Consider the following 21,182-nt stretch of genomic DNA (forward strand, 5'->3'; position numbering starts at 1 on the left):
TCAATCCTCGACGTCCGGGTGTCTGGCTGCCCCACGTCGATCTGAACGCGGAGCGTCCCATGTGGCATCTCGCGCCGAATCGGCGCCATCATCAAGACCGCGGCCCCTCAGCACGGTGCCCAGGGATCTGCGTACCAGGTACAACGGGCGCCCCTTCACTTCATCGAAGACCCGCGCCAGGTACTCTCCGATCACCCCGAGCGACACCAGCTGCACCCCCGCCAGCAGGAACATGGCGACGACGATCGTGGTCCAGCCCGACACTTCATTGCCCCAGAGCATGTACGACAGGCACAGCGTGCCGCCATAGCCGAACGCGGCAATCGCGAGCAGCCCCCCGAGCACGCTGGCCGCGCGAAGGGGCCAGCTCGTGAACATGGTGATCCCGGTGAGCGACAGGCTGCACAGTGCCTGCAGGCTGTAGTGGCTGCGGCCGTGAGGCCTCGCGGGTGGCACGTAGGCCATCTGCTCCACGCGGAAGCCGACCCAGGCGAACAGCCCCTTCATGAATCGGCTGCGTTCCGGCAGCGCGCGCAGCGCATCGACCACCGAACGGTCCAGCAGCCGGAAGTCGCCCGCGTCGGCGGGCACCCGGTAGCGCCGGTCGCAGTCGAGAAGCCTGTAGAAGACCCGCGTTCCAACGCGCTTGATCCAGCCTTCCGAATCGCGATTCGAGCGCGTTGCGCAGACCATGTCGGCACCCTGCGTCCAGCGGGTGATCATTCCGGGGATCAGTTCGGGCGGATGCTGCCCGTCGCCGTCCATCAGGAGCACGAAATCGCCGCGCGCCGCATCCAGGCCCGCACTGAGCGCGGCCTCCTTGCCGAAGTTGCGAGAGAGCTCCACGAGCCGCACGCCCTGGTCCTGCCAGCGCAGCGCCGATTCGCAGGTGGCGTCGGTGCTTCCGTCGTCGACGACGATGACTTCCCAATCCCGCCCCAATGTGCGCAGTACCGTGATCAGGCGAGGCAACAGCAGATCGAGGTTTCTGGCTTCGTTTCGACAGGGAATGACGCAGCTGATGGAGGCGCGGTGATCTCGTTGCGCAGGTTGTCTCGCTTGCGCCGGCGCCGAAGGTGCATGGTGCGAAGCCCGCTCGGCCGGTGTGAAGTCGTCGAGGTGCAGGCGCATGTGGGCGTCCAGAAGAGCCTTGCGGGTCAGCGAATCAATTGGCTGCATGCGTCCTCCCTGTGCAGTGGATGGGCATCGGGCGAGCGGCGACCGTTCGCCAATACAAGCCGGGGAAGCTTTCGCCTACCGGGCGGTATCCCGGAGACGATGCGGACTTGCTCAGTTCCAGCATGCCGCACTCATTGACCAGCTCCATGCTCACCCAGGGGCTGATGTCGAAACGGCCGTCGATCAGGACGAGCGGCCGCTCACCGAGCTCAAGCGCCAGTGCGCCCGCTTCGGCGGGAGGCCCCGCAATCACGCGGACCGGACCTCCAAGACGAGCGCGTGCAGCCGGGGCCACCGCGTCGGCCAGGGCCTTGGCATCGAAATTCCGCCAGTGATGGCGCTGAAGCCGAAACTCGCCGGTGGCAGAAACCATCTGCCCCCAGGCAAGCAGCACCAGTTGAATGAGACAGAAGCTTTTGAGGGCCGATTTCAACGAGACACGAGCCCACGCTGCTTTCCAGGGCCCCAGCTCCATGATGGCCGGTACGGCCAGCAGCAGGAACGGGGCACCCCAATGCAACTGCAGGTCCGCGCCCACCACCAGGCCCAGCACGAAGTTGAAAACCAGCGGCGTGAGCCCGAAGCACAGCAGGAGCCTTCGGCTCGTTTCCACATCAACGGACAGCGTCGCACGCGACGACGCAGGGCCGTCCGCACGTCCGCGCCCCACGAGCCAGAGCACCGACAGAAGAAGGAGCCACGCGGGCAGCGCCCGGTTCAGCAGCTGATCGACCAGCCAGCGCACGCAAACGCCGAGCCTTCGCATCCCATGGAGATCGAGGCCCAGCGAGGACTCCATCGCATAGTGGATCGGCCCGAGGTCGTGCGTCCAGAGCCAGTACAGATGCGGAGCCATTACCGCCAAAGAAACGGCCGCGGCCAGTGCAAGGCCCTGTCGATGATGCGAATCCTGCCAGCCTCGCTGCCAAGTCCAGAACACCGCCACGGCCAAGGCCATCACGGCGATGTGATATTTGGCGAGTCCCCCGACGCCGAGGCACACCCCCAGCCACAGCCACCAGCGCAGCTGCCTCGACGCGAATGCCTTCCAGGTGAGGACGGCGCTCGCCACCGCGAAAGGGATCAGCACCACTTCGTGGTTGTAGTAGTAGAGACGGCCGTTGTAGTAGGTGATGCACAGGGCCGCGAGCAGCGCCACCGTTGCATACACGGCGCCGCGGAGCGCCGAGAGGAATCGCCAGAAGAGCCCCATCGCGGCCAGCACGAAGCTCGCGCCGAGCACATAGGTGACCGCCCCCGACAGACCCATCAGCTGCACGGGAAGCCAGAGCACCCACGTGGGCAGCGGAGGATGCTTGTAGTAGCCCCACTCGAGACTGCGCACCCAGGTGAGCTGCTCGATGTTGTCCGTGGGCGGCACGAGGCTGGACTGCACAAGATGCGGCAGCCAGACGGCGGCGAACACAGCGAGCAGCGCGACGACCCAGGCTCCGCTGGGCTGGAGCAGCGATGCACGGCGCGACCCTGCTGACCGCAGTGCCGGCCCGGCACGATCGGGCCGGGGTGCGGGGCCGCTGAGCACGACCTCTGAGGAGCGAGCCACAGCCGGCAAGGATGGGACGGGATTGGAATCTGCAAGCGGTGAGTGCATTCGGCGGCGTGCGAGCCCAGATGGGCTCCAGGATTGACTGTGACGAAATGCTCTCTTCGCACGATGCAGAAGCACTGGGGGTTTGATCAACGTTCGATCAATTCGCATGAAGCCGCTTGCAGGGCGCGGCCGGTTGCAGCGGCGCTCGATCGGATCTGGATCGTGCGTCGGCCCTTTCTCGATGCGCTTTCAGAAGAATTCCTTCCGGTCCCTTCGATGGGACGGCTCCCTCGTTGCCAGACGGATGGCCGCTCCAGGCCACCTGGCACGGGGCCATGAAACCCAACTTGAAAGCGATGCATTGAAGACAGCTCGGAAATGGGCACTCGCGCTCGGCGCCGTCGTGCTTGCCGCCTTGGCCGCGGTCGTGCTTGTGGAAACGAATGCGGGTCCGCGATCCGATCTGGCCACAGCGGTGGTGGAACGCGGCAACCTGGCCCAGGACGTACAGGCGGTGGGCCGCGTGCGCCCAAAGGAACTGGTCGCCGTCGGCGCACAGGTGTCCGGCCGCGTGGAGCGCCTGCACGTGGGTCTGGGGCAGCGCGTGGCCAAGGGCCAGCTGATCGCCGAGGTGGATGCACAGCCGCAGCAGATCGCGTTGCGCAGCGCCGAGGCTGCCGCCGACGCGCTGCGCGCGCAGCTCAACGCACGGCGCGTTGCGATGGCGCAGGCCCAGGCGTCGCTGCGCCGGCAGCAAACGCTGGCCGTGGCCGAGGCGACCGCGCAGGCCGACCTGGAGGCGGCCCAGGCGGCGGTGGATACGCTGCGAGCCGAGATCGACTCGCTGCAGGCCCAGGTCGTCCAGGCGCGCACGCAGGTCGACACGGCTCGCACGCAGCTCGACTACACACGCATCGTCGCGCCGATGGACGGCACCGTGGTGGCAGTGATCACCAGGCAGGGCCAGACACTGAACGCCTTCCAGAGCACGCCCACCATCGTCATGCTGGCGAAGCTGGATGTGATGACCGTGCGCGCCGAGATCTCCGAGGCCGACGTGAACCTCGTGGCGGCGGGCATGTCGGCGAGCTTCTTGGTGCCGGGCGGCCGCTCTGATCGCCATCAGGCGCGCATCGCCCTGATCGAGCCGGCTCCCGATTCGATCGCCAACGAGGCCGTGGCGGCCGGAAGCGCAACGTCCGCAACAACCACGAGCAAGGCTGTCTACTACAACGCCCTGTTCGACGTGCCCAACGACCACGGAATCCTGCGTCCATCGATGACGGTCCAGGTCTCCGTGCATGTGAGGAAGGTCGAGAATGCCTTGCTCGTTCCCGCCGTGGCGGTGCGTCCGGCCGCGCAGGCCGGGTACGCAACGGTGCGCGTGCTTCAAGCGGACGGGGACGTGGTCGAGCGCCAAGTGCAGACCGGCCTGCGCACACCCCTGCAGGTGCAGATACTCGGCGGCCTGTCGGTCGGCGAGCGCGTGGTGGCCGGTGAACCGGTCGCGGCCGATGCCACCGTGCCGCAGGGTCCGGCGCTATGGTAGGCACGCCCATGGCATTGCTGGAGACGCGCGGCCTGCGCCGCGAGTTCGTGGCCGGGGAGGGCACGCTCACCGTGCTGGACGGCATCGACCTGCGGTTCAAGGCGGGGGAGATGGTGGCCATCGTGGGCGCTTCGGGCTCCGGCAAGTCGACGCTCATGAACATCCTCGGCGCACTGGATCGCCCCACTTCCGGCAGCTACCGCGTTGCCGGCCAGGAGGTCGCGGATCTGGACGCGGACGGCCTGGCGAAGCTGCGGCGCGAGCACTTCGGCTTCGTGTTCCAGCGATACCAGCTGCTGGGCGAATTGACCGCGCTCGACAACGTGGCCCTGCCCGCCATCTACGCCGGCTGGAACGCGCAGCAGCGCGAAGCCCGCGCACGGCAGCTGCTGGAGCGGCTGGGGCTGGGAGCGCGCGCGGACCACCGGCCCAACCAGCTCTCGGGCGGACAGCAGCAGCGCGTCTCGATCGCGCGGGCGCTCATGAACGGCGGCGGCGTGATACTGGCCGACGAGCCGACGGGCGCCCTGGACACATCCAGCGGCGAGGAGGTGCTTCGCCTGCTCGCCGAGCTGAATGCGCAGGGGCACACGGTGATCATCGTCACGCACGATGCCCAGGTGGCCCGCCGCGCGTCGCGTGTGATCGAAATCAGCGACGGCCGCATCGTCTCCGATCGGCGCAGCGAAGCCGCGACGGCGCTGCACACGACGGTACTGCCGCGAGGCGAGGGCGGGCGCGAAGGCGCGGCGGTGTCTGCACGCATGGCGCAGACGCTGCGCATGGCGCTTTGCGCGCTGCATGCCCACCGGCTGCGCGCACTGCTGACGATGCTGGGCATCGTGATCGGCATCGCGGCGCTCGTGTGCGTGGTCGCGCTGGGGCGCGGCGCGCAGGATCAGGTCATGGCCCAGATCCGCGAACTGGGCACCAACACGCTCGAGATATTCCCCGGCCGTGACTTCGGCGACCTGAGGGCGAGCGCGATCGAGAACCTCTCGGTGGCCGATGCCGAGGCGCTGGCGCAGCAGTTCTACGTGGACAGCGCCTCGCCCAACATCTCGGTGTCGGTGACGGCGCTGCGCGATGCTGCGTCGGCATCGGCCCAGGTCAACGGCGTGGGCGCGGGACTGTTCCGCGTACGCGGCCTGTCGCTGGCTGCAGGCCGTTTCTTCGACGCCCGCGAGCAGGAGGCGCGTTCGCAGGTGGCCGTGATCGACCAACGCGCGGCCACGGCGCTCTTCGGTAACGCATCGCCGCTGGGGCAAACCGTGCTTCTCGGCGAAATGCCGGTACAGGTCGTCGGCGTGCTGCGCCCGATGCAGAGCAGTTTCGCGTCGAGCACACCGGGCTTCTTCGTTCCCTACACGACGGTGGCGACCCGCCTCGCGGGACGGCAATATCTGGAGAGCATCACCTTGCGCATCAAGGACGAAGTCTCCAGCCGTGCCGCGCAGGGCGCCGTGACCTCGGTGCTGCGCGACCGCCACGGCAGCCAGGACTTCTTCATCATGAATTCGGACCAGGTCCGGCAGGCCGCCACGCGTACGAGCCGCACCCTGGCACTGCTGATCTCCGGCGTGGCGACCCTGTCGTTGATGGTGGGAGGGATCGGCGTGATGAACATCATGCTGGTGTCGGTGACCGAGCGCACGCGAGAAATTGGCGTGCGGATAGCCGTGGGCGCGCGGCGCGCCGACATCGTCGGGCAGTTCCTCATGGAAGCCGTGCTGATCTGCCTGATCGGCGGCGCCACTGGCGTGTTGCTGGCCTTCGGCCTCGGAGCGCTCATCGCCTTGCTGATGCCGCAGCTGCCGATGTCCTTTTCTGCGCTCTCGGTGGTGCTGGCGGTGCTCAGCTCCTGCCTGGTGGGCTTGGCTTTCGGTTACCTGCCTGCAAGAAACGCCGCACGGCTCGAGCCCGTGCAGGCCCTTGCGCGAGATTGACATGAGGCGCTTCATACATTCCGTTCTTCCTGATCTGCGCGCATCGTTCGTCCGCGCGTCGCTCCCCGCACTGCTGGCCTGCGCCATCGCCGGATGCGCCGCGCCCGAGCACCCCAGTCCGATGCTCGTGGTGCCGGCTGCGTATGCGCACGCCGCGACCGCGCCGGCGGCCCCGGCAAACGACAAGGGCTTGGCCTGGTGGCGCGCGGGCGAGCTGCCCGTGCTTGACGCCTGGGTGAGCACCGCCCTTGCACGCAATGCAGACCTTGCCATCGCAGGCGTCCGGTTGCGCCGGGCGATGCTCGAGGCCCGCCTCGCGGGCACGCCGTCGGCACCGACGGTGTCGGGCGAATGGAACACCCGCGCCGCCCGAGCTTTGGGCAGCGGACAGGCGGACGCTGGGTCAGGCAGCACCGGCCAGGCCGCGGTGAGCTGGGAACTAGATCTCTTCGGGCGCCTCGGGGCGCTGCAGGATGCCGCCAGCTTCGAGGCGCAGGCGAGCGAACAGGACAGGCAGGCCGTGCGGCTGGCGCTGGTCGCCAGCGTCACCGAGCTGTACTTCCAGCTCGCCCACTCCAACGATCGCGTGGCGATGGCCGAAGCCGGGGAACGCGACGCCGAGCGTATCGTCGCCCTGGTCGAGGCCCGCTTCCAGGCGGGGGCGGAAGGCCGGCTGGCGTTCCATGAGGCGCTCCAAGTGCGCCAAGAACGCGCTGCCGAACTCGCATCCCAGCGCATGGCCGCCACGGTGCTGCGCGAGCGCGTGCGCGTGTTGCTGGATGGCGCATCCGTGCCGGAGCCCGAGCCGCAGACGCTGCTCGAGATCGCGTTGCCGCCGGTGCAGCCGGGCTTGCCTGCCGAGTTGCTGGGCCGCCGGCCTGACCTGCGCGCCGCGCAGTGGCGGCTCCAGGCCGCGGGCGCCCGCACCGACGCCGCGGTCGCCGCCTACTACCCTCGCATCGCTCTCACCGGCGCCCTTGGCACTTCCAGCAAGGCCCTGCTCGAGGTGCTCGCCAATCCGGTTGCCACTTTGGGCTTCGGTATGACGCTGCCCTTCCTTCAGGCACGTACCCTGCGCATCGAGACGGACATCGCCCGCAGCCGCTACGAAGAGGCCGCCGTGCGTTTCCGCAAGGCGCTGTACACGGCGCTCGGCGAAGTGGACCAGGCTCTCTCCGCCCGCATCCGGCTCACGGAACAGGAGGCCGCATTGCGCCAGGCCCGAATCCAGGCGGCGGAAGCGGCACGGGTCTACGAGGCGCGCTTCCTGGTCGGGCTGCTGCCGCTGAGAAGCTGGCTCGATGCGCAGGAGCGTCTGCGCACGGCAGAGGTCGCCCTCGCCTTGATACGACTGGCCCAGGTGCAGAACCAGATCCAGCTTTCTCAGGTGTTGGGCGGCGGCTGGATGACAAGCCGCTACGGCCTCGTCTACCCAGGGCATCTGGGGCGGCGCGACGCCGAGGACTTCGGCATGAACGGGCGCCAGAGTCGTGGGCACGCGGTCGATCCAGGTTAGTAGTGGACTGCGCAAGAATGGATCGTGACCAAAGAGTCCGGCACGCTGTAGCGGTTGCGCTAGAAGTGCAACAGACAGGTGAGCGAGACACGCGTGGTGTGCTCGATGAAGCCATCGAACGGCCTGGGCACTGGCATCAGCAGCGCACTCTCCTGTGCTCAGACTTCGGCGATGCTGTCTGGCAGCTTGCCGTGGGCCATCTCGCCCCACAGCACCTTACAGCGATCCTCCAGCCAGTCGTTGCGCGACGTCGGCACGGGCTGGCACAGCCGGTGCCGCGCATCGCGCACGTTTTCTGCACCTGGCATCCTCCCAGTCGTAGGCCGGGTTGCAGACTCGGCCTCGAACGAGTAGTGGCTAGTCATGGCGCTAAAGCGCGCGTTGATGCCTTGCTCCTTGCCGCGGCGTACCCTGCCTTGCTGCGCATGGCGCTGTCCTCCTTAGCGAGCTCACAGCGTAGGTACAAAAAGAGGGCCGCCAACGTAACGGCGCGGCCCAGCACGCGCGTGTACTACATGCACCCCGGCCACTTCGGGCAATGGGAGGAGAGCGGGCGCGACCAGGGGCACTCGACGCCGGGCATTTCGCTCGGCGGCGACGTGATGGAAATGGCCGGAAACCAGGGCGACGACCTCTACGGGCTTTGCAACAACCGCTTCCTCTCGGCGCGCCGAGTACGTGGCGCGCACCAACCTGCAGGACGAGAACGGCAAGCTCTACGCCATGCCGTACGTGCCTGAGCACAACCCAACCCAGCCGCACTCCAGCTTCTGGACACAGGTGAGCCAGGGTTCTACCAGGTCATTGCACAGGGCCCCGGGGCACCGGGGACCAGTTCAAACATCATCCTGGTCGCAGTCCCCGGCGAACTGCGCTTTCGGATTCCGCGGGACGGGGCGAGCGGCCCGGTCTCCACCGGCACGCTGCTGCGCCCGGATCGCACCACGGCGGTCGTGGAGAGCAAGCTGGTAGACGGCGTGACCTGGGGCGAAGGGCGCAACAAGGACCAGGCGCCCATGTTCGATGGCAAGTCATCGGGCATCCAATTGCCGCCGCGGCTGTTCAGCAACCTGGACGACTTCACGGTGTCCGTCTGAGCCTACGCCAACGGGTATCGCTGTGACACCTGCATCCTGTTCGCCGGTACCGATAACTTGTCCAGTCTCCACATCACGCTCCAGGGCGGCGGTGGCGCGCTGCAGTTCGGGAGCTAAGGGGCGGCTCTATCTCGATGACATCGAAGGGGCGAATGCGAACTGCACGACCCTGCCGCAGTGCCAGGTGGGCGCCCGGGTGGCCTTCCTGGGGCGCAACTGAACGCCGCATCGGGCGTTGAACGGCCGCCTGCAGGACTTCCGCATCTATGCGGGCGTACTGAGTGCCGCGGAGATTGCCGCACTCGCTAAGAGCGACTACGAAACCTTTGTGCCGCTGGCGAGCCATCCATCGGCCAGAAAGTCGGACGGCGCCTGATTTCAGGGCCGACAGCAATCGGTCCGGAGTGACCCCAGGGCGGCTGACATGCCAAGCCGCAAGACGGCAGGCCCGAGTCTGCATTTGGTGACCCGATCGCGAGCCAGTTCGAGAGCTTCTCGACACTGGGGCGAGCTTGCTCGAACTCGCCTCTTCGGCTTGGCGCGGCTCTTCATCGCCCGCTCTTGCCGCTGGCGCCAGGCTACTGTGCTCTAGGCTTCCTCAGCTTCAGCGGAGCGACTCAGGTCGTTGCCCTTTGTCTCTTCTTCGTTGATCCAGTCGATGCACTTCTGCTTCAGCTTCTCGTGGCCGGCTTGCGCCGACAACTCGGGAGCTGTCAGGACCAGCTTGCATCGACATCGCCCCTTGAGGCCAATTTCTGCCGATGCTGAATAGCCGCCGTCGGCGGCCTTCGCTTGAAGGATAGAAATAGTCCACACGCCGGCCTTGCCGGTGTGGATGTGCATCACGCCATCCATGCGCATCTCCGTACTCGGCACAGGCGTGGCACCGGGATTGATGATTGGCGCAAGCAGCAAGCATGTCCACCATATGTGCTTCTCCCGACCGTGTCTGTAAGGAATTTCGGCTTGAGGGTTTTTAGACACCCGTCAGGCTTTTGGTCCATCGGCCTCGAAGACCGCTCTCAATCGACCACCTGCGGCTCAACGTACAGCTGACGCCGATGCTTCGTAACGCCGGGGGGAGAGGACAACCGCAATGTGCGCGGACGCACCGGCCGCGAGCAACCGAGTACCGAACCCAAAGCGCGAGAAAGCCTGACTCGGCGCCCGGGCTCACCCGCTCACTTGTCCGGCAAGATCCAGCGCGCCAGGTAAGGCGCCGTCCGGCTGCCCGTTGCCGTGGCCACTTCCTGCGGCCGGCCGCTCGCGACGATGCGCCCGCCTTGCGCGCCTGCACCCGGCCCCATGTCGATCACCCAGTCACAGGCCGAAACCAGCCGCAGTTCGTGCTCGACGACGATGACGGTGTTGCCGGCGTCGACCAGACCGCCCAGTTGATCCATGAGCTTGTCCACGTCGGACGGGTGCAGGCCGGTGGTCGGCTCGTCCAGCACGTACAGCGCGTCGCCGCGCTGCGCGCGCTGCAGTTCCGTCGCCAGCTTGATGCGCTGCGCTTCCCCGCCCGACAGCTCGGTGGCCGGCTGCCCCAGCCGCAGGTAGCCCAGGCCGATGGCCTTGAGCAGTCGCAGCGGCCGTTCGATGGCGCCATCGTTCTCGAAGAAGGCGTGCGCCTCGTCCACCGTCATGGCCAGCACGTCGGCAATGGTGCGGTCGCGCAGCTTCACCTTGAGCGTCAGCTCATTGAAGCGCGAGCCGTGGCAGGTGGGGCAGGGCGCATACACGCTGGGCATGAAGAGCAGCTCGACGCTGACGAACCCTTCGCCCTCGCAGGTGGCACATCGGCCCTTGGCGACGTTGAACGAGAAGCGGCCGGCATCGAAGTGGCGGGCGCGGGCAGCCTTGGAGTCGGCGAACAGCTTGCGCACATGGTCGAAGAGGCCTGTATACGTGGCCAGGTTGGAGCGCGGCGTGCGCCCGATGGGCTTCTGGTCCACGCGCACCAGCCGGCGAATGCGCTCCATGCCGCCGGCGATGCGCCCGCCGGTGCGGCCGCCAGGGCTGCTTGCGGCACCGGGTTCGGCGTCCGGCTCCTCGTCCACGGGCGGCGCTTCGTGGCCCAGGTGCGCGGCCACCAGTTCTACCAGCGCCTGGCTCACGAGGCTGGATTTGCCCGATCCGGAGACCCCGGTCACCGCAGTCAGCACGCCGAGCGGAAACGCCACCGACAGGCCCTGCAGGTTGTTGCGCGTGATGTTTTCCAGGGCCAGCCATCCGGCAGGTTCGCGCAACGACGGCTGCGATGAGGTGCGCGGCGCAAAAAGATAGCGCGCGGTGTGCGAACTCTCCACATGGCGCAGCCCATCGGGCGGGCCGCTGTAGAGAACGAAGCCGCCTTCCTCCCCGGCACCGGGGCCGACGTCGACCAGCCAGTCGGCACGCCGCATCAGGTCCAGATCGTGTTCGACCACGAACAGCGAATTGCCCGAGCGCTTGAGCGTATCGAGAGCCACCACCAGCGCCTCGCTGTCGGCGGGATGCAGCCCCGCCGACGGTTCGTCGAGCACATAGACCACGCCGAACAGGTTCGAGCGGATCTGCGTGGCCAGCCGCAGGCGCTGGAGCTCGCCCGGGGACAGCGTCGGCGTGCTGCGGTCGAGCGAGAGGTAGCCAAGGCCGAGATCGGTCAGCACGGTGATCCGCGCCAGCAGGTCGTGCGCAATGCGCTGCGCTGCGATGCGCTTCTCCGCCGACTGGTTGGGCGTCCGGCGCACGTCGGGGGCCGCCGCGTGCGCACCTCCCTTCTTGCGCAGCGCGCTCGGGCGGGCGTCGCTACCGGTCGCGTCCGGCGCATCGCCTCCCGCCGTGGCATGCAGCACCTGCGCGAACTGCGCCAGCGGCATGCGCGAGATCTCGCCGATGTCGTACCCCGCAAAGCGCACCGACAGGGCCTCCGGCTTGAGCCGCTTGCCCTTGCAGGCCGGACAGTCCCCGCCCACCATGAAGCGCGCCACGCGGTTCTTCATCAGCGCGCTCTGCGTGGTCGCGAAGGTGTGCAGCACGTACTTGCGCGCGCCGATGAAGGTGCCCTGGTAGCTGGGCTCCAGCTTGCTGCGCAGCGCTGCGCGCGTCTCGGCCGGCGTGAAGCCGGCGTACACCGGAACCGTCGGCTGCTCCTCGGTGAAAAGAATCCAGTCGCGCGTTTTCTTCGGCAGATCGCGCCAGGGCTTGTCGACGTCGATGCCCATGGTGACGAGGATGTCGCGCAGGTTCTGACCGTGCCAGGCGGGTGGCCAGGAGGCAATGGCGCGCTCGCGGATGCTGAGCGTGTCGTCCGGCACCATCGAGCGTTCGGTCACCTCGAAGATGCGTCCCAGTCCGTGGCAGACCGGGCAGGCGCCCTGCGGTGTGTTGGGCGAAAAGTCTTCCGCATAGAGCATCGGCTGGCGCGCGGGATAGTCGCCGGCCCGCGAGTAGAGCATGCGCAACAGGCTCGACAGCGTGGTGACGCTGCCCACCGACGAGCGCGTGCTCGGCGTGCCGCGCTGCTGCTGCAGGGCCACCGCAGGCGGCAGACCGTCGATGGAATCGACCGCGGGCACGCCCACCTGGTCGATCAGCCGGCGCGCATAGGGCGAGACCGATTCGAAATATCGCCGCTGGGCCTCGGCGTAGAGCGTGCCGAAAGCCAGCGACGATTTGCCGGAACCGGAGATTCCGCTGAACACCACCAGCGCGTCGCGCGGAATGTCGACATCGACATTGCGAAGGTTGTGTTCGCGCGCACCGCGAACACGCACGAAGTGGTCGGTGCCACGGGCGGTAGCGCGCGTCATGTTTTTTCTTTCTGTTGTACGCCGTGGGCGAAGATGCATCAGACCTGAAAATGCAAGCCGAGTCGAGCCTATGCTGGCGCGCCGCCCCAGGCGTGAGAGTCGGTCCACCGAGACTGTCGGACACCGCGCACCAAGGCTCCTCATGATCCGCGGGCATCGACCATGCCTGACGCGATCCATGAGAAGTGGATTTGGCTTGGACGACAAGCTCGCGGCTGTCGACCACGCACTTGGCACGAGCCAACAGTCATCAACGTATTGTTCCCACAGGACGGTCCCGAACACATCAAGCATGCTCGACCAAGCGAAAATGATCGCCGGTTCTATTATGCAATGTGTGTTATGTAAAATACATCAAGAGGCGATCTGATTGCTTTCGAGCCCCGCGGCCGAAATCAAGCGATCTCGGCAACGCACTTCTCGCCTCACCCCAGCCTCCAACGTTACGATTGCCCCGTGATGCCCGGTATGCGCGCCCCCGGGGCACCGGTCTTCGTTCACAGCCGCGCGATCTGCCATGAACACGCATCCTTCCTCTACTTCCGCTGCAGGAACCATGAACCGCGCGGCTCCCGCAACTTTCAATGAAGCCCGCCGCCTCGAGGCGCTGGAGAGCTATCAGGTGCTGGACACGGCCAACGAACAGGCCTATGACGACCTAACCTCGCTGGCTGCCGCGATATGCCGGACACCGATCGCGCTGATTTCCCTGGTCGACAGCGGCCGACAATGGTTCAAGTCGCGTGTGGGCCTGCCGGTGGCGGAAACGCCGCGCGAGCTTGCCTTCTGTTCGCATGCGATCCTGCAGCCGGATCACGTGCTGGAGGTACCGGACACGCTGCTCGACACCCGCTTCTCGGAGAACGCGCTCGTGACCGGCGACCCTCACATCCGCTTCTATGCAGGCGCGCCGCTGGTGTCCCTCGAAGGCATGCCCCTGGGAACCATCTGCGTGATCGACCGCGAGCCGCGCACGCTCATGGACGTCGAGCGCAAGGCGCTGCAGTCGCTGGCGCGCCAGGTCGTGGCGCAACTCGAATTGCGGCGCACCGTGGCCGGCCTCGAGCGCCAGAGCATGACGGACGCATTGACCTCGCTGCCCAACCGGCGCGGGCTCGACAGCCAGCTGAAATCCGCGTGGGACGACTGCATCGCGCGCCAGAAAGCCCTGGCCGTGATGATGATCGATCTCGATCATTTCAAGGTCATCAACGACAGCTTCGGCCATGCGGCCGGCGACGAGGTTCTGGCCCAGGCCGCGCGGGTGATCCGCGACCATGTCGACGTCGCAGGCGTGGCTTCACGCTCGGGCGGCGAGGAGTTCTGCGTGGTGCTGCCCGGCTGCGACGCGACGCGCGCAAGCGAGAACGCCGAGGTCATCCGCCGCGCCCTGGAGACCGCGGCATGGCCGCGCCGCGCAATCACGGCCAGCTTCGGCGTGGCCAGCTGCGTGCCCAACGCATCGGGGATGGCGAACGTGCTGATGGCGCAGGCGGACCGGGCGCTTTACGTTTCCAAGCACCAGGGCCGGAACCGCGTGACGGTTTTCGACAGCTGGGCCTGAAGGCAACGCGGCATCGTCATCCCGGATTGCCCGGGTCGCCCCCCCCGGAGCCCCCGAGCACTCTCCGCAGCCCGTGTCAGGGCTGCGCTCCTTGTACACCCCTTGGTGACCTAGGTCGCGGAGTCGTAGCTCTAGACCGATGCGTCGAGCAGAAGCCCTTGATGCCGTCGATCTCGAGGCCCTACTCCGTGTGCGTGGCGGTGAGCCGCGTGTCGCGCGCGGGGGCGGTGGCGGCGAGCGAGTCGGCAAGGGCCAAGACGCCCGGTGTGAGGCCGCCGAAGTCTTCATCGAGGGGATTGGCGGGACAAGCGGGTGACGCGGAAAGAAGGAATGACAAGCGATTCCACACGGCTTCGAGGAGCGAGGGAACCGCTCGACAAGGGAGCCATCGAGTCGAGGAGCGAAGGTTCGCATGCAGAACGAAGAAGTCCCCCTGACCACATGCGGAATCTGCTGCGTGGCCGCCCTCGCCAGGCCGCCAGGCCGCCAGGCCGCCAGGCCGTCATGCCGTCATGCCGTCATGCCGATGCGAGCACCTTCGCCGAAATAGAGCGACTGGATATCGGCACGCCGGCGCAGCGCGCTGGCATCGTCGCCGAGCACGGTGGTCCCTACGTCGAGCACGGTGGCGCGGTCGGCGTACTGCAGCGCCACGGTCGAGTTCTGCTCGGCCACCAGGATCGCCAGGCCCTGCTCGCGGTTGAGCCGGCGCAGCTGCTCGAAGATGTCGCGCACCACCAGCGGCGCCAGCCCCATCGAGGGTTCGTCGAGCACCAGCAGGCGCGGGCGCGACATCAGCGCGCGGCCGATGGCCGCCATCTGCTGCTCGCCGCCGGAGCAAAGGCCGGCGAGCGTGCGCCGCCTGGCCTCGAGCTTCGGGAAGATCGCATAGACCCGCTCGAGGTCCCCGGCGATCTCGGCGCGCCGTGCACCGCGGCCGAGTGCGCCGGTCAGCAGGTTCTCCTCCACGGTGAGCGCGCGAAAGCAGTGACGACCCTCCAGCACCTGCACCAGGCCCAGGCGGACGAGATCGGCCGGGCTGGTGCGGCCCGTGTCGTGCCCGTCGAAGACGATGCGCCCGGCCGTCACCTGTCCGCGCTCGGCCGGCAGCAGGTTCGACACCGCCTTGAGCGTCGTCGACTTGCCTGCGCCGTTGGCGCCGAGCAGCGCATGGATCTCGCCCGTTCGCACTTCCAGGCTCACGCCGTGCAGCGCGACGATGGAGCCCTGGTACGCCACCTCGACCGCCTCGACGCGCAGCAAGGGTGCCGTCATCGCTTCAGCTCCAGGCGTGGAACGGCGGCTTGACGCCGTTGAGGAAGTAGTTGCCCACGATGGCGTACTTCCAGCGCACCGGGTCGTGCAGCGTGTGCGTGCGTGCATTGCGCCAGTGCCGGTCGAGGTTGTACTGGCCCAGCGTCGAGCGCGTGCCCGCCAGCTCGAAGAGCTTGTTGGTCGCGAGGATCGCGATCTCGGTGGAGAGCACCTTGGCTTCCGCCGTCGCGATCTGCGCCGCGGCCACGCTGTCGGCATCGGGCGCGGCCACCGCGCGGTCGATGGCGCGGCCGGCACGCTCCAGCAGCGCCTCGCTCGCATGCAGGCGGATCTGCAGGTCACCCACTGCCTGGATCGAGTATGGGTCTTCCCACGCATGGTCGCGCTGGCTGTCGATCCAGGGGCGCGTCTTGGTGCGGATGAAGTCGACCGTCTCCGCGATGGTGCCGCGCGCGATGCCCACGTCGACCGCCGCCTGGATGATCTGGAAGATCGCGCCGTCGGCAGAGGGCGCGTCGTAGCCCTTGTAGGCCGGAATCAGGTGGGTCTTGGGCACCTTCACGCGGTCGATGATCACCGTGCCGCTGAGCGTCGTGCGCTGGCCGAAGGCCGACCAGTCGTCGATCACCGTGAGGCCCGGTGCATTGCGCTCGGCCACCACGTACCAGGTCCTGCCCTGCTCGTCGTTGGCCACGATGGGCACGTAGTGCGCCAGCAGCGCGCCGGTCGAATAGAACTTCTTGCCGGTCACCACCACGTGGTCGCCCGCGTCGGTGAAGCGCGTCTCGAAGTCGGCCGCACGCTTGGAGCCCGACTCCGAGAACGCATTGCCCCAGCGCACGCCGCGCAGGAAGTCGGCGAAGAAGAGCTTCTGCTGCGCCGCATCGGACACCGTGCGCACTGCGGCGACGAAGCCCAGGTGGTTCTGCGTGATCTGGCCGAGCGAGGGGTCGGCCGCCGAGATGATCGCGATCACCTCGGCCAGCGTGGCATAGGACACTTCCGCGCCGCCGAAGGCCTTCGGCACGTTGATGGCCCAGAGGCCGCTCTGCGAGTAGGCGTCGATCTCCTCGACCGGCCAGCGGCGCAGGCGGTCGCGCTCGGAGGCGCCGACGATCAGTTGCGCGGCCAGCGCATGCGCCACGGCAATGGCCTCGGCATCGTCGCGGATCACGTGCGCAGGCGTGTCGGACAGCGGCAGGCCGGGCACGGGGTCGTTGGCGGCCGGCTGGATGGATACGGGCGGTTGAGGAACTGCGGACATGGACGTTGCTTTCAAATCTTGGTCAGTGGGGTATCAAGCCAGGAACACCGCGGAACCGGATTTGCCGGGCCGCTGGTGTTGCCCCCGGCAGGGGGTTGGCGAAGACATGGAGTGCGTGCCGGGTTCTAGTCGTCGATGCTCTTGCGCACCTTCACGTTCTTCTCCTTGGCATAGGCCAGCGAAGACTTCTCGATGATCGGCCGCAGCAGCTTCCAGTCGGGCGCGATCCAGTCGGACACCACGTTCCACTTGCTGCCGTCCCACTGCTGGAAGGCCACGCGGCCGTCGCCTTCGTGGTTGTCCCAGGTCACGTTGATCGAATGGAACAGGCCCTTGGCACCGAGCGCGGCCGCGCGCGCCTCGTCGATCTTCAGGTTCTCCAGGCCCCAGCGGACCTCGTCGCCGGTGAGCGTGCGCTTGCCGAATTTGGCCTGCGCGATGCGGATGGCCTCCACGTTCAGGATGCCGTTGAGGACGCCGAGGTTGTGATAGACGCTGCCGATGCGCTTGGGGTCCTGCAGGTTGCCTTTGCCGGCGCCGTAGACGGTCTTGGTGATCTCCTGCAGCACCGGGTACTGGGCGCCCGCGGCCACGGTGGTGATCGCCACGTAGCCCTTGGCGGCGTCGCCCGCGGGGATCACGTCCTCCTCGGAGTTGGACCAGACGTTGCCCACGATGTGGTCGACCGGAAAGCCCGTCTTCTGCGCGGTCTTCAGCGCCACTGGATTCATCACGCCCCAGCCGCGCAGCACCACGTAGTCGGGCTTGGCGCGGCGGATGGCGAGCCACTGCGACTGCTGCTCGTTGCCGGGGTGCGGCACCTCGATCTGCTGCAGCGCGAAGCCGTACTTCTTCGCCAGTAGTTCGTAGATCGGAATGGTCTCCTTGCCGTAGGGCGAGCCGTGATACAGCACCACGATCTTCTTGCCCTTGAGCTTGTCGGCGCCGCCTTCCTTGCCCGCGATGTAGTTCACGATGCCGGAGGTCTCGCTGTACGGGTTCAGCAGCAGCGGGAAGATGTACTTGAACACGCGACCGTCGGTGGTGTCGGTGCGGCCGTGGTTGATGGTGAGCAGCGGCACCTTGTCGGCGGTGACGCGGTCGATCAGCGCGTAGGCGATGCCGACCGACAGCGGGTTCCAGGTCGCGATGCCGGGGCGCTGCTTGAGGCGCTCGTACACCTCCACGCCGCGCTCCACCTCGTATTGCGTCTCGCCCTCCTCCCAGGTCAGCTTCACGCCGCCCACGCCGCCGTCGCGCGTGTTCACCAGGTTCAGGTAGTCGATGAAGCCGCCGAAGAAGCCCGTGCCCCCCGCCGCATAGGGGCCGACGCGATAGCTCTGCAGAGGGAAGAACTGCTCGTTCGCGTCGGCATGCGCGAGCTGCAGGCCGCTCGCGGCCAGGGTGACGGCCACGGCCGCGGTTTTCAGGTGCTTGATGAAGGACATGTGATGAAGGCTCTTGGGATGCGAAGGAAAAGGAAGAAGGCGCGGTGCGCTCAGGCTGCGGAAGGGCCCGCCAGCCGCCGGCGCGTGCGGTCCCACAGGGCGGCCAGTCCCTGCGGCTCCACGACGAGGAAGAAGATGATCAAGGCGCCCAGCACGATGCGCTGGCTCATGTCGAGCACGCCCGAATCGAACCAGCCGCCGAACAGGAAGCTGCCCACGCGCGACAGCAGCAGCGGAAACACCACGATCAGCGCCGCGCCGAGGAAGGCGCCGCGGATCGTCGCGAGCCCGCCGATGATCACGATGAAGAGAATCTGGAACGAACGGTCGAGGTTGAAGCCTGCGGGCTCCACCGTGCGCAGGTAGACGAAGCCCCAGAGCACGCCCGCCACGCCGACGATGAACGACGACACCGCGAACGCCAGCAGCTTGGTGCGCAGCACCGGCACGCCGATCACGCGCGCGGCCAGCTCGTTGTCGCGCACGGCGATGAAGTGGTGGCCCGTCTGGGTGCGCACCAGTCGCCATGCCAGCAGGGTCAGCACCGTCACCACGGCCAGCGAGAAGATGTAGCGTCGCACAGGCGTGTCGAACACGATCCCCGCCACCTCGAGCACCGGCGCATCGATCACGCCCGAAGGGTTGTCGTTGCTGAACCAGCCGAACTTGGTGAGCGCCCATTGCACGAAGAACTGCGCGGCCAGCGTCGACACCGCCAGGTAGAAGCCGCGCAGCCGCAGGCTCGGCAGGCCGAACACCAGCCCGACGACGGTGGCGGCAAGGCCCGCGAGCCCGATGCTCGCGAGCAGCGGCAGCCCTTCGACCCGCAGGTTGAAGTTGTAGGCGGCGAAGGCACCGACTGCCATGAAGGCGGCCGTGCCCAACGAAAGCTGGCCCGCATAGCCGGTCAGCAGATTCAGCCCCACCGCGGCCAGCGACAGCGCGAGGAAGGGGATCAGCAGTGCGTCGAACACATAGCCGGACGCGACGAAAGGCACGATGCCGAAGGCGACGGCGAGCACGGCCGCCGGCCAGGCCCACGAAGGTGCGGAAACATTGCGCATTGCTCAGGCACGCTCCACGAGTTTCTGGCCGAACAGCCCACTGGGCCGGATCAGCAGGAAGGCCAGCGCCGCGACATACGCGAACCAGGTCTCGATGCCGCCGCCCACGAAGGGCCCGATGTACACCTCGGCCAGCTTCTCGAGCGCGCCGATCACCAGCCCGCCGACGATCGCACCGAGGATCGAGTCGAAGCCGCCGAGCACCAGCACCGGCAGCGCCTTGAGCACCACGAGCGAGAGCGAGAACTGCACGCCAAGCCGCGCGCCCCAGAGCAGGCCGGCCACCAGCGCGATGACGCCGGCCGCCGCCCACACCGTGGCCCAGATGCGCGGCAGCCGCAGGCCGACCGCGATGGCCGCGTAGGTGTCGTCCGCCACCGCGCGGAATGCCAGGCCCACGCGGGTGTAGCGGAAGAAGGCAGAGAGCAGCGCGACCATCACGGCGGCCGTGGCGGCGGCGAACAGGTCGAAGGTCGAGACCATGATGCCCAGGAACTGCAGCGGCTCGTCGGCGATGCCCAGCTCCAGCGCGTGCACCTGCGTGCCCCACACCAGCTGCGCAACGCCTTCGATCACGTACGACAGGCCCAGCGTCGCCATGAACAGCGTGATCGGCGGCTGGTTCACCAGCGGACGCAGCACCGTGCGCTCGATGACCAGCCCCAGCGCCACCATGAGCGCGAAGGTCAGCACCAGGGCCAGCGCGAAGGGCACGCCGCGCTCGACCAGGCTCACGAAGGTGAGCGCAGCGAACAGAAGCTGCGCGCCCTGCGCGAAGTTGAGCACGCCCGATGTCTTGTAGATCAGCACGAAGCCGATGGCCACCAGCGAATACATCACGCCCGAGAGCAGGCCACCGAGGAGAACCTCGGCGAAGAAGCTGAAGTCGGCGGCGGTCATCGGGCGGCCTCCGCCATCGGCTGTTGCCCCCTCCCCCTCTGCGGGAGGGCTGGGGTGGGGGCAGGCGGCGCCTGCATCGGGCGCTCCGCCTGCTCCCATCCCGACCTTCCCCCAGAGGGGGAAGGAGAAATACCACCGGCCGCGCTCATGCGCCCTCTCCCTCGTGATCGACGCCCAGGTACGCGTCGATCACCGCCGGGTCGCTGCGCACCTCGGCGGGCGTGCCGTCGGCGATCTTGCGGCCGTGGTCGAACACCGCCACGCGGTCCGACAGGCCCAGCACCACGCCGATGTCGTGCTCGATCAGCAGGATGGTGGTGCCGAACTCGTCGCGGGCGGCGCGCACGAAATGCGCGAGCTCGCTCTTCTCGGTGACCGTCATGCCGGCCATCGGCTCGTCGAGCAGCAGCAGTTGCGGCGATGCCACCAGCGCACGCGCCAGCTCGACACGCTTCTGCAGGCCGTAGGCCAGCGTGCCCGCGAGCCGCTCGCTGACAGCACCCAGCCCGAGAAAACCGACGATCGCGTCGGCCCGCGCCCGTGCCTCCTCGCGTTCGCGGCGCGCGCGGCCCAGCCCGACGAGCTGCTCAACGAATGTGGAGCGTGCCGCATCGACGCGGCCGAGCACGATGTTGTCGCGCACGCTCAGGCCCTTGAAGAGCGCCAGGTTCTGGAAGGTGCGCGCGACGCCCAGCCGTGCCAGCCGCGCTGTCGGCACATGAGCGAAGTTGCGCCCGCCGATCCACACGCGCCCGCGGTCAGGCCGGTACAGCCCGCTGATGACGTTGACCAGCGAGCTCTTGCCCGCCCCATTGGGGCCGATGACGGCTCGGATCTCTCCCTTGGCGATCGACAGGTCCACGCCCGACAGCGCGGTGACGCCGCCGAAGGACAGGTCGATACCCTCCAGCCGCAACACCGCCGAAGTCGCGGCGTCCTCCCTGGCCGGCACCGTGCGGCCCGCGGGAACGAAGGCCAGTGGGTCGACGCCCAGCGGCACCGGTGCGGCCTCGAAGAAGAGATCGGGCATCACG

General features: G+C 67.7%; 16 protein-coding genes and 3 pseudogenes. 8 read left to right on the plus strand and 11 right to left on the minus strand.

Translation table 11 applies throughout. The annotated features are described in order from the left end of the window. On the minus strand, nucleotides 1–1,179 hold the full coding sequence (locus ACTJLF_RS08720; RefSeq protein WP_440882897.1) for a glycosyltransferase family 2 protein: 1,179 nt from the start codon (nucleotides 1,177–1,179) through the stop codon (nucleotides 1–3). Continuing rightward, nucleotides 1,166–2,722 (minus strand): ArnT family glycosyltransferase, encoded by a 1,557-nt coding sequence (locus ACTJLF_RS08725; protein WP_440882898.1) that lies wholly within the window; start codon nucleotides 2,720–2,722, stop codon nucleotides 1,166–1,168. Before ACTJLF_RS08725 ends, ACTJLF_RS08720 begins: the two co-directional genes overlap by 14 nt. 487 nt (nucleotides 2,723–3,209) lie before the next feature. Here ACTJLF_RS08725 and ACTJLF_RS08730 point away from each other — a divergent pair, with 487 nt between their 5' ends. The 4 genes and pseudogenes from ACTJLF_RS08730 (at nucleotide 3,210) to ACTJLF_RS08745 (ending at nucleotide 7,742) form a co-directional block, all read left to right on the plus strand. Then, complete coding sequence (locus ACTJLF_RS08730; protein WP_440882899.1) at nucleotides 3,210–4,280, plus strand: efflux RND transporter periplasmic adaptor subunit; 1,071 nt, start codon at nucleotides 3,210–3,212, stop codon at nucleotides 4,278–4,280. A gap of 110 nt (nucleotides 4,281–4,390) precedes the next feature. Next, nucleotides 4,391–5,740 (plus strand): annotated as a pseudogene (locus tag ACTJLF_RS08735) (ABC transporter permease); the annotation flags it as partial. 168 nt (nucleotides 5,741–5,908) lie between these two features. After that, nucleotides 5,909–6,226 (plus strand): FtsX-like permease family protein, encoded by a 318-nt coding sequence (locus tag ACTJLF_RS08740; RefSeq protein WP_405054330.1) that lies wholly within the window; start codon nucleotides 5,909–5,911, stop codon nucleotides 6,224–6,226. Between the two features lies 1 nt (nucleotide 6,227). Beyond that, the gene (locus tag ACTJLF_RS08745) at nucleotides 6,228–7,742 is read left to right on the plus strand and encodes an efflux transporter outer membrane subunit (protein WP_440882900.1); all 1,515 of its coding nucleotides are present in this window, start codon (nucleotides 6,228–6,230) and stop codon (nucleotides 7,740–7,742) included. 62 nt (nucleotides 7,743–7,804) lie between these two features. Here ACTJLF_RS08745 and ACTJLF_RS08750 read toward each other — a convergent pair. Beyond that, nucleotides 7,805–8,155 (minus strand): annotated as a pseudogene (locus ACTJLF_RS08750) (IS21 family transposase); the annotation flags it as partial. A gap of 93 nt (nucleotides 8,156–8,248) precedes the next feature. On the opposite strand from ACTJLF_RS08750, the pseudogene ACTJLF_RS08755 reads away from it, so the two are divergent. From ACTJLF_RS08755 to ACTJLF_RS08765, 3 genes and pseudogenes are all read left to right on the plus strand, one after another. Continuing rightward, nucleotides 8,249–8,439, plus strand: a pseudogene (locus tag ACTJLF_RS08755) (hypothetical protein); the annotation flags it as partial. 256 nt (nucleotides 8,440–8,695) lie between these two features. Further along, nucleotides 8,696–8,839 (plus strand): hypothetical protein, encoded by a 144-nt coding sequence (locus ACTJLF_RS08760; protein ID WP_440882901.1) that lies wholly within the window; start codon nucleotides 8,696–8,698, stop codon nucleotides 8,837–8,839. A 235-nt stretch (nucleotides 8,840–9,074) separates the two neighbouring features. Further along, nucleotides 9,075–9,215, plus strand: coding sequence for a hypothetical protein (locus ACTJLF_RS08765; RefSeq protein ID WP_019655300.1), 141 nt, complete (start codon nucleotides 9,075–9,077; stop codon nucleotides 9,213–9,215). 212 nt (nucleotides 9,216–9,427) lie between these two features. On the opposite strand, the gene ACTJLF_RS08770 is transcribed toward ACTJLF_RS08765, so the two are convergent. Continuing rightward, complete coding sequence (locus ACTJLF_RS08770) at nucleotides 9,428–9,694, minus strand: hypothetical protein (protein ID WP_132752588.1); 267 nt, start codon at nucleotides 9,692–9,694, stop codon at nucleotides 9,428–9,430. A gap of 326 nt (nucleotides 9,695–10,020) precedes the next feature. Beyond that, nucleotides 10,021–12,633, minus strand: coding sequence for an excinuclease ABC subunit A (locus ACTJLF_RS08775; protein ID WP_440882902.1), 2,613 nt, complete (start codon nucleotides 12,631–12,633; stop codon nucleotides 10,021–10,023). A 517-nt stretch (nucleotides 12,634–13,150) separates the two neighbouring features. On the opposite strand from ACTJLF_RS08775, the gene ACTJLF_RS08780 reads away from it, so the two are divergent. Next, complete coding sequence (locus ACTJLF_RS08780; protein WP_126185100.1) at nucleotides 13,151–14,197, plus strand: sensor domain-containing diguanylate cyclase; 1,047 nt, start codon at nucleotides 13,151–13,153, stop codon at nucleotides 14,195–14,197. A gap of 510 nt (nucleotides 14,198–14,707) precedes the next feature. Here ACTJLF_RS08780 and ACTJLF_RS08785 read toward each other — a convergent pair. The 6 genes from ACTJLF_RS08785 to ACTJLF_RS08810 form a co-directional block, all read right to left on the minus strand. Beyond that, on the minus strand, nucleotides 14,708–15,472 hold the full coding sequence (locus tag ACTJLF_RS08785) for an ABC transporter ATP-binding protein (RefSeq protein ID WP_019655296.1): 765 nt from the start codon (nucleotides 15,470–15,472) through the stop codon (nucleotides 14,708–14,710). 4 nt (nucleotides 15,473–15,476) lie between these two features. Further along, nucleotides 15,477–16,736: an SfnB family sulfur acquisition oxidoreductase gene (locus ACTJLF_RS08790; RefSeq protein WP_132752590.1), complete on the minus strand. Its 1,260-nt coding sequence runs from the start codon at nucleotides 16,734–16,736 to the stop codon at nucleotides 15,477–15,479. A 125-nt stretch (nucleotides 16,737–16,861) separates the two neighbouring features. Then, entirely contained in the window at nucleotides 16,862–18,184 is a 1,323-nt protein-coding gene (locus tag ACTJLF_RS08795; RefSeq protein WP_020723128.1) for an ABC transporter substrate-binding protein, read from the minus strand. A gap of 50 nt (nucleotides 18,185–18,234) precedes the next feature. Beyond that, a complete protein-coding gene (locus ACTJLF_RS08800) occupies nucleotides 18,235–19,248 on the minus strand; it encodes a branched-chain amino acid ABC transporter permease (RefSeq protein WP_019655293.1) in 1,014 nt (337 codons plus the stop codon). Nucleotides 19,249–19,251: 3 nt separating this feature from the next. Further along, nucleotides 19,252–20,148, minus strand: coding sequence for a branched-chain amino acid ABC transporter permease (locus tag ACTJLF_RS08805; RefSeq protein WP_132752591.1), 897 nt, complete (start codon nucleotides 20,146–20,148; stop codon nucleotides 19,252–19,254). Nucleotides 20,149–20,293: 145 nt separating this feature from the next. Beyond that, nucleotides 20,294–21,178, minus strand: coding sequence for an ABC transporter ATP-binding protein (locus tag ACTJLF_RS08810; RefSeq protein WP_132753224.1), 885 nt, complete (start codon nucleotides 21,176–21,178; stop codon nucleotides 20,294–20,296). Between the last annotated feature and the right edge of the window lie 4 nt (nucleotides 21,179–21,182).

Source organism: Variovorax sp. 22077 (assembly GCF_052044195.1).
GTDB classification, from domain to species: domain Bacteria; phylum Pseudomonadota; class Gammaproteobacteria; order Burkholderiales; family Burkholderiaceae_C; genus Variovorax; species Variovorax atrisoli.